The organism is Alteromonas sp. DYW1 (assembly GCF_059752595.1).
In genome coordinates, this window is sequence record NZ_CM186038.1 from 343,213 (window position 1) to 357,718 (window position 14,506).

A 14,506-nucleotide genomic window follows, 5' to 3' on the forward strand; every position below is an offset into this window, starting at 1 on the left:
CAGGTGCATTCGACCTTGCTATTATCTTTAAATTCGTGATACATATACCTTGCGCTTGCCATGGCGCCCTTATCCTCAAATGAGAAGCTGCTATTCTCACATTCAAGATCCATTGGTGGTGTAAGTTTACACTTCCAAGCTTTTGTTCAGGTCTGATTTCTGCTGTTCTCGTTGGGCAGTTGCGCAGATGCATGTATCATCATGCCTGTGAAAATAACTACCCTACGAAATACTGTTTGTTAAGGAATTACTATGGCGAAGCAACCTGCAGAATATATTTGGTTTAATGGCAATATTATCCCGTGGCAAGAAGCCACTGTGCATGTCATGACCCACGCAATCCATTATGGCTCATCGGTTTTCGAAGGCATTCGTGCTTACAATACACCCGATAGAGGCACCTGTGTTTTTCGATTGAATGAGCACAATCGTCGATTATTTGACTCTGCGAAAATTTATCGCATGACCATTCCCTACACACTTGATCAAGTGAATCAAGCAACGTTAGATATTATCCAAAAAAATAATTTGCAATCAGCCTACATTCGCCCAATTGCCTACTATGGTGATATTGGTATGGGTTTGCAGGTACCGTTCGGTCAAGAAACTGAGCTCACTATTGCGGCGTTTGAATGGGGGGCTTATTTGGGTGAAGAGGCACTCAAAAATGGCGTCGACGCTGGCATTTCAAGCTGGAATCGTCTGGCTGCCAATACTATGCCTACCGGAGCTAAAGCCGGTGGTAACTATCTATCGTCACAGTTGATCTCTATGGAAGCTAGGCGCCATGGATATGGTGAGGGTATTGCTTTGGATGTAAACGGCTTCATTAGTGAAGGTGCAGGCGAGAATATTTTTGTTATTCGCAATGGGGTGGTCTCAACGACGCCAAAAACTGCGGCCATTTTGCCGGGGATCACGCGTGATACGGTTATGACTTTGTTGCGAGAAATGGGTTACACGGTGCGTGAAGAAAACATTGCCCGTGAAGCCATGTATCTAGCCGATGAAATTCTAATGTGCGGAACAGCGGCAGAAGTCACGCCGGTACGGAGTGTCGATGGCATCAAAGTAGGCAATGGCGGGCGTGGACCTATTACTGAAAAAGTGCAAGATGCTTTCTTCGGCCTATTCAATGGCCAAACTGAGGATAAATGGGGTTGGTTGACACCCGTATACGAGTAATTTAGGAGGGCAACATGCCTAAGCTTAGATCTGCAACAACCACACAAGGGCGTAATATGGCCGGGGCTCGAGCACTATGGCGAGCGACCGGTATGAAGGATACCGATTTTGGCAAACCGATTATAGCTATCGCCAATTCGTTTACCCAATTTGTGCCTGGCCACGTGCACTTGAAAGATATGGGGCAATTGGTTGCGCGCAGTGTTGAAGCGGCAGGCGGTGTTGCCAAGGAATTTAATACTATTGCCGTAGATGATGGGATTGCAATGGGCCATAGCGGTATGCTTTACAGCCTGCCGTCGCGTGAGATTATTGCAGATGCGGTTGAATACATGGTCAATGCGCATTGTGCAGATGCGTTGGTGTGTATCTCTAACTGTGACAAAATCACCCCTGGGATGTTGATGGCCGCGATGCGACTAAACATTCCTGTGGTTTTTGTCTCTGGCGGGCCTATGGAGGCGGGGAAAACCAAATTATCAGATCAGTTGATCAAGCTTGACTTAGTGGATGCAATGGTTGCCGCCGCTGATGACAACGTCAGTGATGCTGATAGTGATGAAATTGAGCGTTCGGCCTGTCCCACCTGTGGCTCTTGTTCGGGAATGTTCACGGCGAATTCAATGAACTGTTTGACCGAAGCTTTGGGTTTGTCGCTACCGGGCAATGGGTCAACATTGGCAACTCATGCGGATAGAGAGCAATTATTTAAACGCGCCGGTAGTCTGGTTGTGGAGTTATGCCAGCGTTGGTATCAAGAAGAAGATGTAACTGCCTTACCACGGAATATTGCCAATTTCTCTGCCTTTGAAAATGCCATGAGTTTAGATATTGCCATGGGCGGGTCGACCAATACCATTCTACATTTATTGGCAGCAGCCATTGAAGGAGAGATCCCCTTTGGTATGAATGATATCGATCGTTTGTCGCGTAAAGTGCCGCATCTATGCAAGGTTGCACCAGCCACACCGCAGTACCATATGGAGGATGTGCATCGCGCTGGCGGTGTTATGGGGATCTTAGAGCAGCTTAAGCTAGCAGGTTTGTTGCACACCGATGTTAGTCACGTGCTCGGTAAGCCAATGGGTGAGGTTATTGACGAGTACTCCATCATCAATCAACCCAAGGCTGAAGTTGTCGAGTTTTATAAGGCTGGTCCAGCGGGTATCCGCACTACCCAGGCGTTCAGCCAAGCCTGTCGCTATCCGAGCGCCGATACTGACCGTCAAGCAGGCTGCATTCGCTCTATTGAACATGCGTACAGTCAGGAGGGCGGTCTTGCAGTGTTGTTTGGTAACCTGGCTACCGATGGCTGCATCGTGAAAACGGCGGGTGTTGACGAGTCAATATGGCAATTTACCGGTACCGCGAAGATCTTTGAAAGTCAGGATGACGCTGTGGCGGGTATCCTTGCAGACCAAGTGAAAGCCGGTGACGTGGTTATTATTCGGTATGAAGGACCTAAAGGTGGGCCGGGTATGCAAGAGATGCTTTATCCAACCTCCTATCTTAAGTCTAAAGGATTGGGTAAACACTGCGCCTTGATTACCGATGGCAGATTTTCTGGCGGTACTTCCGGGCTTTCTATCGGTCATTGTTCTCCTGAAGCAGCGAGCGGCGGCGGGATAGGCTTGGTAGAAGACGGCGACACAATCGTTATTGATATTCCTAATCGGAGTATCAACATTGATATCAGTGATGCTGAATTACAGCGTCGCCGCGAGGTCATGCAAGCAAGCGCCAAACCTTGGCAACCGGTTGAGCGTCACCGCCCAGTTTCTGTTTCGTTGAAGAACTTTGCGCTTCTTGCTACCAGTGCGGATAAAGGCGCAGTACGAGACAAAGCAAAACTTGATCAATTGTTGTCCCAGTCATGACTGAGCCAGTAAGTTTGCAAGAATACTTGCGTAAAATCTTGCTCGCACCGGTTTATGATGTTGCTGTGCATTCTGAGTTGACGTTCATGAATCGTTTGTCAGCTGAACTCGGCAATGAAGTATGGTTGAAGCGCGAAGATCAGCAACCGGTGAAATCATTTAAGTTGCGCGGGGCTTATAACTGTATTGCGCAGCTGACGGAGGATAAAGTACATGCTGGAGTTATTACAGCATCTGCCGGTAATCATGCGCAGGGAGTCGCCTTTTCTGCGAATAAACGAGGCATCAAAGCGACTATCGTAATGCCAGAAACCACCCCGGATATTAAAGTCGATGCGGTTAAGCGTTTTGGCGGCGATACGGTTGAAGTAGTTTTACATGGGGTGAGTTTTGATCAGGCAAATCGACATGCCAAATGGTTGGCCCAGGATCAGGGCTTGACCTTTATCCCGCCCTTTGACCATCCCGATGTCATCGCCGGTCAGGGCACCATCGCGCGCGAATTACTCGAACAGAACCCAAACTTACAACGTTTATTCATTGCGGTTGGTGGTGGTGGTCTTGCTGCAGGTATTGCGGTTTACTTGAAGCAGTTACGGCCAGATATTCAGCTCATCGGCGTTGAGGCGGAGGAAAGCGCCTGCTTATTGGCTGCCAAGGAAGCAGGTAAGCCAGTCGAGCTTCCATCAGTGGGTATTTTTGCCGATGGTGTTGCGGTGAAAATCGCCGGTGAAGAGACTTTTCGTCTATGTGATCAACTGCTCGATGACATTGTTACGGTCACTAATGATGAGGTTTGTGCGGCGATCAAGGATATTTTTGATGATACCCGTGTCATTGCTGAGCCTGCAGGTGCACTCTCGATTGCAGCTATCCGCAAATATGTGGCGAAGCATAACGTTAAAGGCGAACGGCTGGGAGCAATCTTATGCGGTGCGAATACCAATTTCCATACATTGCGCTATGTGTCTGAACGTTGCGAACTGGGTGAGCAAAAAGAGGCGGTATTTGCCGTTAAATTGCCGGAGCATGCTGGCGCGTTCAAGCAGTTTTGCGAAACCTTGGGTAATCGTGCGATCACCGAATTTAACTATCGTTTCTCAACTGATGCAGAGGCTCATGTGTTCGTGGGCATTAAATTGAAGCAAGGTCGGCAAGAGTTTGAGGTGCTGCTGAATATCTTGGCGGAGAAAGGCTATCAATGCTTTGATCTGTCAGATAATGAGTTAGCTAAACTGCACGTGCGCCACATGGTTGGTGGGCGATTGTCGCAACCGCTCAATGAGCACGTGTTTTCATTTGCATTTCCAGAGTATCCGGGCGCGCTGTTAACCTTCTTGCATACACTTGGCGAGAAATGGAATATCACCTTATTTCATTACCGTAATCATGGTGCAGCCGATGGTTTAGTGTTGTGTGGGTTTGATATTCCAGAGCAAAGTCGAGCTGAATTTGATCAACATCTTGCTGCGCTAGGCTATGCCTTTGAGGAGCAAAGTGATAATCCGGCGTACAAATTTTTCTTGGCGCATTAGGATTAGCATTCACATTGGGTAAGATTAATTAAGGCAATGTTTGTCAGCCAGCAGGGCAGCTGTTGCTGACTACTCCCATTGGTGTAAATCAATCTTCAACAGAGACCTTGTTCGCTGTCGTGCGATTTTAATGTAATCGGGTGCAGGAATGAGAACAGCCTCTTATGCGGTAAGAGGCTGTTGGTTGCTGACTTGTTATTTGCTGAGTTGCAACAGGTGTTGGCTGATCTCAGGCCACACGAGTTGATTGATCTCAGATTGTAAGATCTTACTGTTATCCGAATGTTGTAGGGAGCCATCGTCGGCTGATCGCAACATATCTTGCTCGCGCAATGCGGAGACTAAACAACTGAACACATTCTTATCGTAAAACTCGGGCGAATTCATGCCATACAGTGCAGATAATCGCTCAGCAATTTCACGAGATTGACGTTCCAGGTCGCCACGACTAATCGTTTGATTGATTTCCAATACTCTTAGCACTACTGCATAACGTTGCACGGTTTCTTGCATGGCGCGGCTCAGTAACCAGGCAGAATGAAAGTGTTCGGATTCGCGTGGAGGTGGCAAGATTTTGCGCCCGCGTTGCTGCAATAGGCCTTGTTCAAGTAATTGCATTAATAAACGTTCGCAGTAGTCTTGTGCCGATTCATGCTCCATATACAAAAATAATTCTTTTTGCAGCAATGGATAGATGTCGTGCATGAGCTGTAACAATTTCGCTTTGTCGATCCCATTGTTGGCAAACACGATGGTGCTGAGCATGCCAGGAAGCGCGAATAAGTGCAGAATATTATTGCGATAGTAAGTGAGAGTGACGGCATTATTGTGTTGCGCTGCGATGATGCTTTCATGGGCATCATCTTGCACTGCTAAGCGCTTTAATTTTAGCGTTTCTTCCAACAACTCCGAACCGCTTAATTTAACCAAAGTGGCATCTTCGCTGAAGGGGACTTCGCGCAATAAAAGTAAATAGTCATCCATCGCTCTTGTCAGTTCAGACTTTGTCATTGCGTTAGTCTTGGATGACAGTAAGCACATACTTACTAGTGCCATGCCATTGATTGCGGCAGCTTTATTTATGCGCAGCATGATGCGATTGGCGAGTTCATTTACCGTTGGCGTTAGCCAGCTTGGCTTTTTATCGTTCAGGTCAGTTTGGCTGGCGCGCCATTCGGGCGCACATTCATCAAGAAACTGATTTAACAGGAGCGGCTCACCAAAATTTACATAGCCATGGCCATAATTTTTGAGCTTGCGAATTGCTGACAAGATCTGTAGCGGCGATTCTTTTTTCTTATTTGAGCCGGTGAGTTCCTTTTGATAGCTTTTCACTTCCATCACGTGCTCGTAGCCGATATACACTGGAACGATGCTTACCGGGCGTTTAACACCCTTCAACATGGCCTGTAATGTCATCGCCAGCATGCCGGTTTTTGGGGGAATAAGACGTCCGGTGCGACTGCGCCCACCTTCGGGATAATATTTCACCGAATACCCTTTGTTAAACAACAACTCTAGATATTCGCGAAACACCGCGGTGTATAATTTATTACCCGCAAAACTGCGACGCAGGAAGAAAGCCCCTGCACGGCGAAAAATCTTACCCACCGGCCAGAAATTAAGGTTTATGCCAGCCGCAATATGCGGGGTTACCATCCCTTCGTGATAAATCACGTAGGTCAGTAATAAATAGTCCATGTGACTGCGGTGACACGGAACATAGATTATTTCATGACCATTCTGGGCTAATTCGCGGATCCGCTTGGCATGCCCTACACTGATGCCATTATATATTTTATTCCAAATCCGCGTGAGCACCCGATCGCCTATTCGGATCAAGCCCTCGCGATAATCGCCAGCGATTTCATCAATGTAACCCTGTGCGACTTGGCGCGCTTGGGTAATATCAATTTTTTTGCTTTGCGCTTCTTCCTGAATCGCAAACTTGACCGGAGCCGCGCCCAACACTGCGTTATTCAGTTCACTGCGTTCCAGAAGCGTTGGACCTGTGAATGATTGACGTTTGCGATGAAAATGGGTATTCGCTACACGTACCAATTTTTGCGCAATATCGTGATCAGAACCGTGTTGTTTGACCATAGTACGCGTTGACACCGCGCGGGAGAAACTAACGAAGTTGTCTCTGCCAAGGAACAAAACAATAAATAGCTTGCGTAGCCAACTAGGGGAGGCGCGGTCAGCGATTAAATCGGTCCAGCCAGGATTGCCTTTGCCAGGAGCGCGCCCCCAGGTAATAAAAACCGGCAATACCTGAAAGTCGAGTTCAGGGTGAACGCGATGCAGGTGAAAAATATTCGTAAAAATTTCTACGGTTTCAGTTTGTTTTACAGAACGCTTAATAACTGGTTGAGGGCGGCGTAAAAACAGACTGCGTGGAAGACGCACGTTGTCGGTTTCAAAATACCCATTGGGATCAGGCAGACCCAGCTTCTTAGAGACAAAACGTAAAGCTAACTGATCAGTTAGAGAGTCCGTTTGTAACAGATAAACGATGGGCTTGCGCTTGTCTATCCCTAATTCGCTTTCAACGTCTGCAGGGATGCTTTTTGAGCGTACTAAGAGCTTAACGGGCCAATAAAAACAGGAAGAGAGGCTATTGCGAAGCCAGGACATTTTGTAATCCATCCAACAATTAAAACCTGCGGATAATATCATGTACGTAAAAAATTTGCTTTATGCAACTATCCCTCGCATGCTGCGGTCTGTCTTATAAGAGAAAAATCAAAGAGAAAGCCTCACGTGGTTAAAACTACCCTGTACTGGATAATCGTTGTGTTTGGATGGGTGTGCAGTAGTGCAGTTTGTGCTGCTGAAGACCTGACTAAGGGAGATTGGTATCGTGACACTGCAGCGATTATGGGAACCAACATCGAGGTTCAACTTTGGGCCTCTACACCCGAACAGGGTGCAGCGGCAATTAACCAAGTATTTGCCGAAATGGAACGCATTAATCAATTAATGAGTCCTTATATTGCAACCAGTGAGCTTGCTAGGTTGAATCAGAAAGCAGCGCAACAGGCGGTAAAGGTTTCTGACGAAATGTTTGACTTGCTCGAAACGGCTGCAGCTTACTCTCAACTTAGCAACGGTGCGTTCGACATAACGTTTGCCAGCATTGGTTTTTTGTTTGATTACCGTGAACGGGTTAAGCCCACTCAGGAAACCGTCGAAACACTCACCTCGGTGATTGATTACACCTTGGTCATGTTGGACGCTAGCGACCGTACGGTGAGGTTTGCTCATCCAGATGTACGCATCGATTTAGGGGGGATCGCCAAAGGCCATGCGGTTGATAATGCGATTGAACTATTGCAGACCATGAATATTGAACATGCCATGGTAACCGCGGGCGGTGACACCCGTTTGCTGGGCGATCGCTTAGGCCGAGATTGGTTGGTTGGTATTCGCGATCCACGGCAGCCGAACAAGCAGGCAGTGCTGCTGCCGCTGAGCAATACCGCAATGTCGACGTCTGGCGATTATGAACGCTATTTTGAGGAGGACGGCGTTCGCTACCATCACATTCTGTCACCTAAAACCGGGCAATCCCCGACTGAAGTTCAGAGCGTATCGATTATTAGCGATTCTGCGACTGCCAATGATGCTCTTTCTACCGCGGTGTTTGTATTAGGAGTGAATGCCGGCCTCAATCTAGTCAATCAGTTAGAGGGTACTGAAGCGATAATCATGGATAGTCAACGTAAATTACACTATTCAAATGGGCTTGCACGGCAATAGAAGCACAGATGAAGCACAAGGATTAGCGATGGATTTCTCACTATCTCAATTACAAGCCGCGGCCCAACAGGTGTACCAGTCGCAACCAGCAACCCCGCAGTATTCTTGGCCGCTGCTCAATGCAATGTTAGGTACAGAACTTTGGGTTAAACATGAAAATCATACGTCTACAGGAGCCTTTAAAGTTCGTGGAGGGATAACGTATGTTAACTGGCTGAAACAGCATTATCCTGAGTGTCGGGGAATTATTACTGCAACGCGGGGTAATCACGGTCAAAGCCAAGCTAGAGCTGCCTCGGTACACGGCTTATCCGCAACAATAGTGGTACCCGAAGGTAATTCAGTCGAGAAAAATAGCGCCATGCATGCGTTTGGCGCAGAGGTCATTACTTATGGAGCTGATTTTGATAGTGCAAGAGAGTATGCACTTGAGTTGGCTGAACAGCGTGGGTTAATAATGGTGCCAGCATTTCATCGGGAAATAGTGGCCGGTGTTGCGAGCTATGCGTTGGAATTATTCACTCAGGTCAGTGATATAGACCGTGTATATGTTCCCATAGGTTGTGGTTCCGGGATCTGTGCGGTCATCGCGGTGCGGGATGCACTTAAGTTAAACACCCAAATTGTTGGGGTGGTTTCAGCAAACGCCATGGCAGCGAAGTTATCCGTTGAGGCTGGCAAAATTATCGCTACCGATTCAGCATTAACCTTTGCCGATGGAGTTGCGGTGCGTAAACCTGTGGCTGAGGCATTCGAGATTTATGCACGCGGGGTTAGTCATATAGTTGCGGTGAGCGATAACGAAATAGCCGACGCAATCCGCACATACTTCCGTTGCACACATAACGTGGCGGAAGGCGCTGGAGCTGCGCCCCTAGCTGCAGCTATGCAAGAGAAGGCTGCATTGCGAGGTAAAAAGGTTGCCGTCATATTATGCGGTGGCAATATCGATAGCCCTGTTATGGCGCAAATACTCAACGGCCATACGCCAAAAGCGGGCTAGGTTTTTGTTTTCTTCTCACTAACCCATACTGTAATGGTGCCGGTGACCACAATGTTGTCGGAGGTGTCATAGGCATTTACGGCAATAGCCAAGTCACCCGGTTGCCACGCATCATCTGGAACACTGGCGACGCAGCGAATATCTGTGGGTGCCTTCGCCGGGTATTCTACCGCCATGCCTTTAGGTATCCAGCGCAAGTGCTTGGGGATCGACGCTTCACACATAAATCCCATGGCCATTTCTAAGCCATTACAAATGGCAATAACATGGGTTGTGCCAATATGATTTTGTACAATTCGGCGCTTTTTAAATCTCACTTCGCAATGATTCGGGCGAAGTTCGGTGATCTGGGGCGAGATAGTTGAGAAATATGGCGCTTTGCGAGCGGTAAACCAACTAAACAGTTGCCGACCAAAAGGAAACTTTAGAAACTTTGAGTAAGTGTTTAATACGTAATTGTTGCTCATAGCTCATTGGCCTTGTTGTATTTGTCTTTGTGTTAATGGGTAAAAGACGTGCTGAATATTCGGCGCAAACTTACCGTCAACCCACGAATTCAAGCTCTGTTAGTTGGTGTTCATATATTAATAGGTAATTAGTTGTCTGGAGTAGACTCATTGGGCAATTTTGCAGTGTTAAAGCGGTAACCGGTTATCCGGTATATCCAGTCTGCGGCAAAGTCTCGCCCACTCATGGCGTAATTGATAAACGCGATGCCAACAATAACGCCCAGGAGTTTGCCTAAGGCTTGAAAATGTTCAGTGACGAGTTGATAGCCAAAGACAATAATGAACATAATTCCGATTAGTAATCCTAGCAATCGAAGTAGTTTCATTTCCTTCCTCCTGAATTTCATTATTAGCCTAGTTTAGTAATGCGGAGGTGGGGTTTCTTCGTCTGCATTGGCTATATTCGATTGTTGCAAAGCTTTTAGCTTGTCTACCACGAAGCTAAATTTTTCCTGCAGCTCACTTAATTGGATCTGCTGTTGCGCTAGGGCGTCATTTAAACTGTCAATGGTGTATTCCTGAAACGCCAGTTTGCTTTGTAGTTCATCAATTTGTGTTTGCAAAGCAGAGTTATCCTGCATCGTCGATGCTCCATGTTTCAGCGAGTCCGCTGCTACTTTCAGTAATTATTTGATGTGTGCTGATGAAACCAACGGCGTGAACGACTGCCGTGCGCAATGCGGCTTTTTCATTCGGTGCAACCTTCCATTCCTGTATTTCTTTGCCATCCACCACGTTCCATAAATTCACTCGGCGTGTTGGGCTGCCTGTAAGTAACCACTTACCATCATCAGAAAATACCGCATCAGTGAAAATCTGTTGCCGCACAAAAATATCCAACGAACTGATTAAGGCACCCGATTGAGCATCCCATACATGTGCGTTGTTGGTACTATCAGCGGTAAATACGTAGCGGCCCCGATCATCGAGAGCGACCTTAGTGACGCGCTGCGGGTGAGTAAACGTATGGATTATTTGGCCTGTTTCCGTACTCCATAAGTAAGCCACGTAATCATTACTACCAGAAATTGCGAATTTACCATTGGGTGATAAATCAATGCTGTTCACTTTTTCTTGATGACCCATGAACTCAAGCCTGCGACCACTGCTAGGTTCAAAGTACATGATTTTACCGTTACTCCGCGCAACAAGTATGCCATTCCCCTGATTGCTCACCGCCACATCGCGAATGGCACTTTCATCAATCCGCCAGAATCCAATCGGCTCGCCCGACTCGACACTCCATAATGCAAACGCCGTCCGATCAGATGTGACGATATGGGAATTGTCTGCCGCAATATGCAAATTGGTCACAATATTGACGCCGTCACCTTGGTGATGCCATTCATATAATGCTGATTGCGCCTTGAGATCCCATACGGTAATACCGTTATCAACACTGGAAACGACTGCAAGAGAGCCATCGGGTGAAATGTCCGCAGCCATCGCACCTGCTTCCGCATGCAACGTTTCCTGCTGCGCTTCTGTTCCCATACCACCACAGCCTTGCAGCCAATACAGTATTAGTAAGGCTAGGCCCAGGCGGATTGAACGCGAATGGTATTTTGGGTTTCTCATGCTTTGGGGTTTCGCTTTGTGTGCGTAAAGATTACCATACCCTGCGTTTTAGATTTCAAAATTTTATGATGCAATGCGCTAGATTAAAAAAAATAGGAGAGTCACTACATGAGATTATCACTTGTTGCTGCTACATCGTTGATGGCATTAGGATTATCAGCATGCCAACCGCAGTCGAGCGAACAGGCAACAGACAGTGCAACAGAAGAAGCTGCTAGCACAACAGACATGAGCCCAGAGCAGAACCAGGCGTATGCCATTGGAGCAAGCATGGGAACCTATGTGGTTAATCGAGCGACAGAAACTGAAAAGTATGGGATCACGTTTGATCGTGACGCAGTAATGCAAGGCTTTAAAGATGCACTTGCTGGCAATTCCAAGTTTACTGTTGAAGAGATGCAATCGCTGGCGCGTGCGGCTGACACTAGCTTACAAGAGAAGCAGCAGGCTGCTGCGCAAGATGTGGCGCAGCAAAATATTGAAGCAGGTAAAGCTTTCTTAGCGGAAAATGCGCAAAAAGAAGGCGTGATGACCACTGAGTCAGGGCTGCAATACGAAGTATTGTCTGCTGGCGAAGGGGCATCACCCACTGCTGAAGACACAGTGACTGTGCATTATCGCGGTACTTTGCTGGATGGGACCGAGTTTGATTCGTCATACAAGCGTAACGAGCCAGCTTCATTTCCCTTGTCTCGCGTCATCGCGGGTTGGACCGAAGGGGTTCAGTTAATGAAGGAAGGCGGCAAATTCCGCTTTTACATCCCTTCAGAACTTGCTTACGGTGAGCGCGCCACTGGTGCTATCACGCCTAACTCAACATTGATTTTTGATGTTGAATTATTGGAAGTAAAGAAAGCTGACGCTGAATAAGTTGTCATCAAAAAACAAAGCCGGAGAGTTACAATAACTTTCCGGCTTATTTTATAGCTGCTCCTTGCCTACCTTAATTCCCTCTCGTCACTAGCAGCGCTCATACACTCTAGGACTTCACGCTGAATACGCATTCAGGTTTTCAAGTATCGTAACAAACTTGCTACGTACTTTAATTATAGCCTCTAGGCGCTTTTGCATTGGAATGCTTTGCTATAAAAAAAGCACGTTAGATACCGTAGGGGAATTTGTAGCAAATACAGTTAGTTTCACTCACTACTTCGACGCATTATGATGCGACCCAGTTTTCCAAACAGCAAACCGCCTAAGAGAAACCACAAGTTATGCAACGTAAAGCTATTGATGAATGCATCAATAATAGCGGCAACGACAACTAACCCTCCGGTGAGATAGAGTAAAAATCCGAGCAACGAAACAATCACTGTCCAAGTGCTCTGAGGTTTCTTCCTTGAAATCAACAATGATTGATTTGAATTCTGTTGTGCTGATTTCACGTGGGGTACCTTGTTAATAAGTCCTTACCTTATAGTGTCATTAAGCCTGAATTGGTTCAAAAAACAATCGTTTTTTTACGCTATTAGACAAAACTTGACTTACCTAATGTGTCTGAAAGATATTATCGGCAATTTAATGCTGACCTTAAATTCAATGAGAACACCGCTAGTTACCCGACGAGGCTACAATCGCTTACGCGAAGAATTGGATCAATTATGGCGCATTGAACGGCCAGAAATTACCCGTAAAGTTACTTGGGCTGCAAGCCTTGGTGATCGTAGTGAAAATGCTGATTATCAATACAACAAAAAGAAGTTACGCGAGATTGACCGGCGCGTACGTTATTTACGCAAGGCGCTAGAGAATCTAAAAGTTGTCGATTATGATCCAGTACAACAGGGTAAGGTATTTTTTGGTGCGTGGTGCAAACTTGAGCGAGAGGATGGCAAAGAGCTAACGGTACATATTGTTGGTTATGATGAAATCTTTGGCCAGACCCAGTGTATTTCCATTGATAGTCCGATGGCTCGGGCGTTGTTAGGTAAGTCAGTGGATGATGACGTGGTAGTTAAAACCGAGGCCCAAACGGCTGAGTGGACCATACTCGACATATGGTACGAGTCATAGACTGTTAACATTAAAGCGCTGCAAAACAATGCGTGAGTGTTCGGATATCTCCGGATTACGCAAAGTTATAATCTCAGCACTATGTAAAGCAGCCTTGATTTCGTCACGACCAATTTCGTCGTTTAGTCTCTCTCGCCAACTAGGTTGATTAGCTAAACGCGCCATTCCAATATTAAGACGAACGGCTATATCTTGGCGTTTTGGATTCACAAAGAAGTACATTGCACTCGGATAATATAGCATAACCGATGCCTGGTTTAACGGTTGACGTGTAATCCGGGCTAGTCTGACCAACTCGAAGTTAACTTCAAATAAACTCCGCGGAAAGATCTGAAAATGGCCTTGGATTAGCTGCCTATAGGCAGTATCAATGTCATCAACGGTATGCACTCTCAAACCATTGGCTCGCAGGATTGTTACATCGGGCCAACCGACGCCTTGAACTATTCTGTATTGGTTGTTCAGGAGTTTTTCACGGACAAGACTAGCCGCGATGTCTTGTGGCTCCGAGGTCAGCAATACGCGATACCCGAGAAGACCAAACGCGAGAGGAAAGCGTATGGGAATGAAGTTCTTTTCTCGCCTACGTGATGTCATTGACCAGACGACATCAAGATCTCCCTTTCTAAGCATGTCAAACTCGACGCTTTGATTAATATAGCGCGTCTCTAAGGCTATAAAATAGGCGCCAAAGTCAGTGCGCGTCTCATCCAGAGCCAAACGCATGATTTGAAGATAGTAATCTTCACCATGTAATACCTCGCGTACCCCACCTAAAGTTTTGATAATCAGAGGTGACTGGGCATGGTTCGGTACGCTAGCCCAACTTAAAGCAGCGGGTAGAATGCAGCAAACTAAGCCAACACTGCAAACTAATCTGGATCGCATTTAGTGTACCTATTCATTTGTAAAATTAACCCCACAAAGCCTAGCATGTGAATGACGACGTGCCAGTGAATTTTGCTAAAATCAAGGCTAGGCAACTCAGTTGAAAGTGCTATAATTCAGCTTGGTTTTATCTCTGCATTTTTCAACTTTTCTAAC

At 46.6% G+C, this 14,506-nt stretch carries 14 protein-coding genes; 7 read left to right on the forward strand and 7 right to left on the reverse strand.

The genetic code is table 11. The annotated features are described in order from the left end of the window. Positions 1 to 252: 252 nt before the first annotated feature. Genes AC121Z_RS01550 through ilvA form a run of 3 tightly spaced genes read left to right on the forward strand, consistent with a single transcriptional unit; the run spans position 253 to position 4,597 of the window. Positions 253 to 1,185: a branched-chain amino acid transaminase gene (locus tag AC121Z_RS01550; RefSeq protein WP_498126083.1), complete on the forward strand. Its 933-nt coding sequence runs from the start codon at positions 253 to 255 to the stop codon at positions 1,183 to 1,185. A gap of 14 nt (positions 1,186 to 1,199) precedes the next feature. Next, positions 1,200 to 3,062 (forward strand): dihydroxy-acid dehydratase, encoded by a 1,863-nt coding sequence (gene ilvD, locus AC121Z_RS01555; RefSeq protein ID WP_498126085.1) that lies wholly within the window; start codon positions 1,200 to 1,202, stop codon positions 3,060 to 3,062. After that, on the forward strand, positions 3,059 to 4,597 hold the full coding sequence (gene ilvA, locus AC121Z_RS01560) for a threonine ammonia-lyase, biosynthetic (RefSeq protein WP_498126087.1): 1,539 nt from the start codon (positions 3,059 to 3,061) through the stop codon (positions 4,595 to 4,597). Before ilvD ends, ilvA begins: the two co-directional genes overlap by 4 nt. Positions 4,598 to 4,792: 195 nt before the next feature. Here ilvA and plsB read toward each other — a convergent pair whose 3' ends face one another. Continuing rightward, positions 4,793 to 7,234 carry a glycerol-3-phosphate 1-O-acyltransferase PlsB gene (gene plsB / locus AC121Z_RS01565; RefSeq protein WP_498126089.1) on the reverse strand — a complete coding sequence of 814 codons (2,442 nt, stop codon included), beginning with the start codon at positions 7,232 to 7,234 and terminating at the stop codon, positions 4,793 to 4,795. Between the two features lie 126 nt (positions 7,235 to 7,360). Between plsB and AC121Z_RS01570 the strand changes: the two genes are divergently transcribed. Next, positions 7,361 to 8,359: an FAD:protein FMN transferase gene (locus AC121Z_RS01570; protein WP_498126091.1), complete on the forward strand. Its 999-nt coding sequence runs from the start codon at positions 7,361 to 7,363 to the stop codon at positions 8,357 to 8,359. 28 nt (positions 8,360 to 8,387) lie between these two features. After that, positions 8,388 to 9,362 carry a threonine dehydratase gene (locus tag AC121Z_RS01575; protein ID WP_498126092.1) on the forward strand — a complete coding sequence of 325 codons (975 nt, stop codon included), beginning with the start codon at positions 8,388 to 8,390 and terminating at the stop codon, positions 9,360 to 9,362. Here AC121Z_RS01575 and AC121Z_RS01580 read toward each other — a convergent pair. From AC121Z_RS01580 to AC121Z_RS01595, 4 genes are all read right to left on the reverse strand, one after another. Then, the gene (locus AC121Z_RS01580; protein WP_498126094.1) at positions 9,359 to 9,829 is read right to left on the reverse strand and encodes a hotdog fold domain-containing protein; all 471 of its coding nucleotides are present in this window, start codon (positions 9,827 to 9,829) and stop codon (positions 9,359 to 9,361) included. The genes AC121Z_RS01575 and AC121Z_RS01580 overlap by 4 nt on opposite strands. Positions 9,830 to 9,957: 128 nt before the next feature. Next, the gene (locus tag AC121Z_RS01585) at positions 9,958 to 10,197 is read right to left on the reverse strand and encodes a hypothetical protein (protein WP_498126096.1); all 240 of its coding nucleotides are present in this window, start codon (positions 10,195 to 10,197) and stop codon (positions 9,958 to 9,960) included. A 33-nt stretch (positions 10,198 to 10,230) separates the two neighbouring features. Beyond that, a complete protein-coding gene (locus AC121Z_RS01590; RefSeq protein WP_498126097.1) occupies positions 10,231 to 10,452 on the reverse strand; it encodes a SlyX family protein in 222 nt (73 codons plus the stop codon). Continuing rightward, the gene (locus AC121Z_RS01595) at positions 10,442 to 11,365 is read right to left on the reverse strand and encodes a WD40 repeat domain-containing protein (protein ID WP_498128117.1); all 924 of its coding nucleotides are present in this window, start codon (positions 11,363 to 11,365) and stop codon (positions 10,442 to 10,444) included. Before AC121Z_RS01595 ends, AC121Z_RS01590 begins: the two co-directional genes overlap by 11 nt. A gap of 192 nt (positions 11,366 to 11,557) precedes the next feature. Here AC121Z_RS01595 and fkpA point away from each other — a divergent pair, with 192 nt between their 5' ends. After that, positions 11,558 to 12,319: an FKBP-type peptidyl-prolyl cis-trans isomerase gene (gene fkpA, locus AC121Z_RS01600; protein WP_498126099.1), complete on the forward strand. Its 762-nt coding sequence runs from the start codon at positions 11,558 to 11,560 to the stop codon at positions 12,317 to 12,319. Positions 12,320 to 12,588: 269 nt separating this feature from the next. Here the strand turns inward: fkpA and AC121Z_RS01605 are convergent, their stop codons facing one another. Beyond that, positions 12,589 to 12,834, reverse strand: a complete 246-nt coding sequence (locus AC121Z_RS01605) for a hypothetical protein (protein WP_498126101.1) — start codon at positions 12,832 to 12,834, stop codon at positions 12,589 to 12,591. 154 nt (positions 12,835 to 12,988) lie between these two features. On the opposite strand from AC121Z_RS01605, the gene greB reads away from it, so the two are divergent. Continuing rightward, a complete protein-coding gene (greB, locus tag AC121Z_RS01610) occupies positions 12,989 to 13,462 on the forward strand; it encodes a transcription elongation factor GreB (protein ID WP_498126103.1) in 474 nt (157 codons plus the stop codon). Here the strand turns inward: greB and AC121Z_RS01615 are convergent. Then, positions 13,457 to 14,350 carry a hypothetical protein gene (locus tag AC121Z_RS01615; RefSeq protein ID WP_498126105.1) on the reverse strand — a complete coding sequence of 298 codons (894 nt, stop codon included), beginning with the start codon at positions 14,348 to 14,350 and terminating at the stop codon, positions 13,457 to 13,459. The two genes, greB and AC121Z_RS01615, sit on opposite strands and share 6 nt — an antisense overlap. Positions 14,351 to 14,506: the final 156 nt, after the last annotated feature.

Coding starts and splice junctions, on each gene's coding strand:
- AC121Z_RS01550 (WP_498126083.1), top strand. CDS start 253: ATGGCGAAGCAACCTGCAGAATATATTTGGTTTAATGGCAATATTATC.
- ilvD (WP_498126085.1), top strand. CDS start 1,200: ATGCCTAAGCTTAGATCTGCAACAACCACACAAGGGCGTAATATGGCC.
- ilvA (WP_498126087.1), top strand. CDS start 3,059: ATGACTGAGCCAGTAAGTTTGCAAGAATACTTGCGTAAAATCTTGCTC.
- plsB (WP_498126089.1), bottom strand. CDS start 7,234: ATGTCCTGGCTTCGCAATAGCCTCTCTTCCTGTTTTTATTGGCCCGTT.
- AC121Z_RS01575 (WP_498126092.1), top strand. CDS start 8,388: ATGGATTTCTCACTATCTCAATTACAAGCCGCGGCCCAACAGGTGTAC.
- AC121Z_RS01580 (WP_498126094.1), bottom strand. CDS start 9,829: ATGAGCAACAATTACGTATTAAACACTTACTCAAAGTTTCTAAAGTTT.
- AC121Z_RS01585 (WP_498126096.1), bottom strand. CDS start 10,197: ATGAAACTACTTCGATTGCTAGGATTACTAATCGGAATTATGTTCATT.
- AC121Z_RS01590 (WP_498126097.1), bottom strand. CDS start 10,452: ATGCAGGATAACTCTGCTTTGCAAACACAAATTGATGAACTACAAAGC.
- AC121Z_RS01595 (WP_498128117.1), bottom strand. CDS start 11,365: ATGGGAACAGAAGCGCAGCAGGAAACGTTGCATGCGGAAGCAGGTGCG.
- fkpA (WP_498126099.1), top strand. CDS start 11,558: ATGAGATTATCACTTGTTGCTGCTACATCGTTGATGGCATTAGGATTA.
- greB (WP_498126103.1), top strand. CDS start 12,989: ATGAGAACACCGCTAGTTACCCGACGAGGCTACAATCGCTTACGCGAA.
- AC121Z_RS01615 (WP_498126105.1), bottom strand. CDS start 14,350: ATGCGATCCAGATTAGTTTGCAGTGTTGGCTTAGTTTGCTGCATTCTA.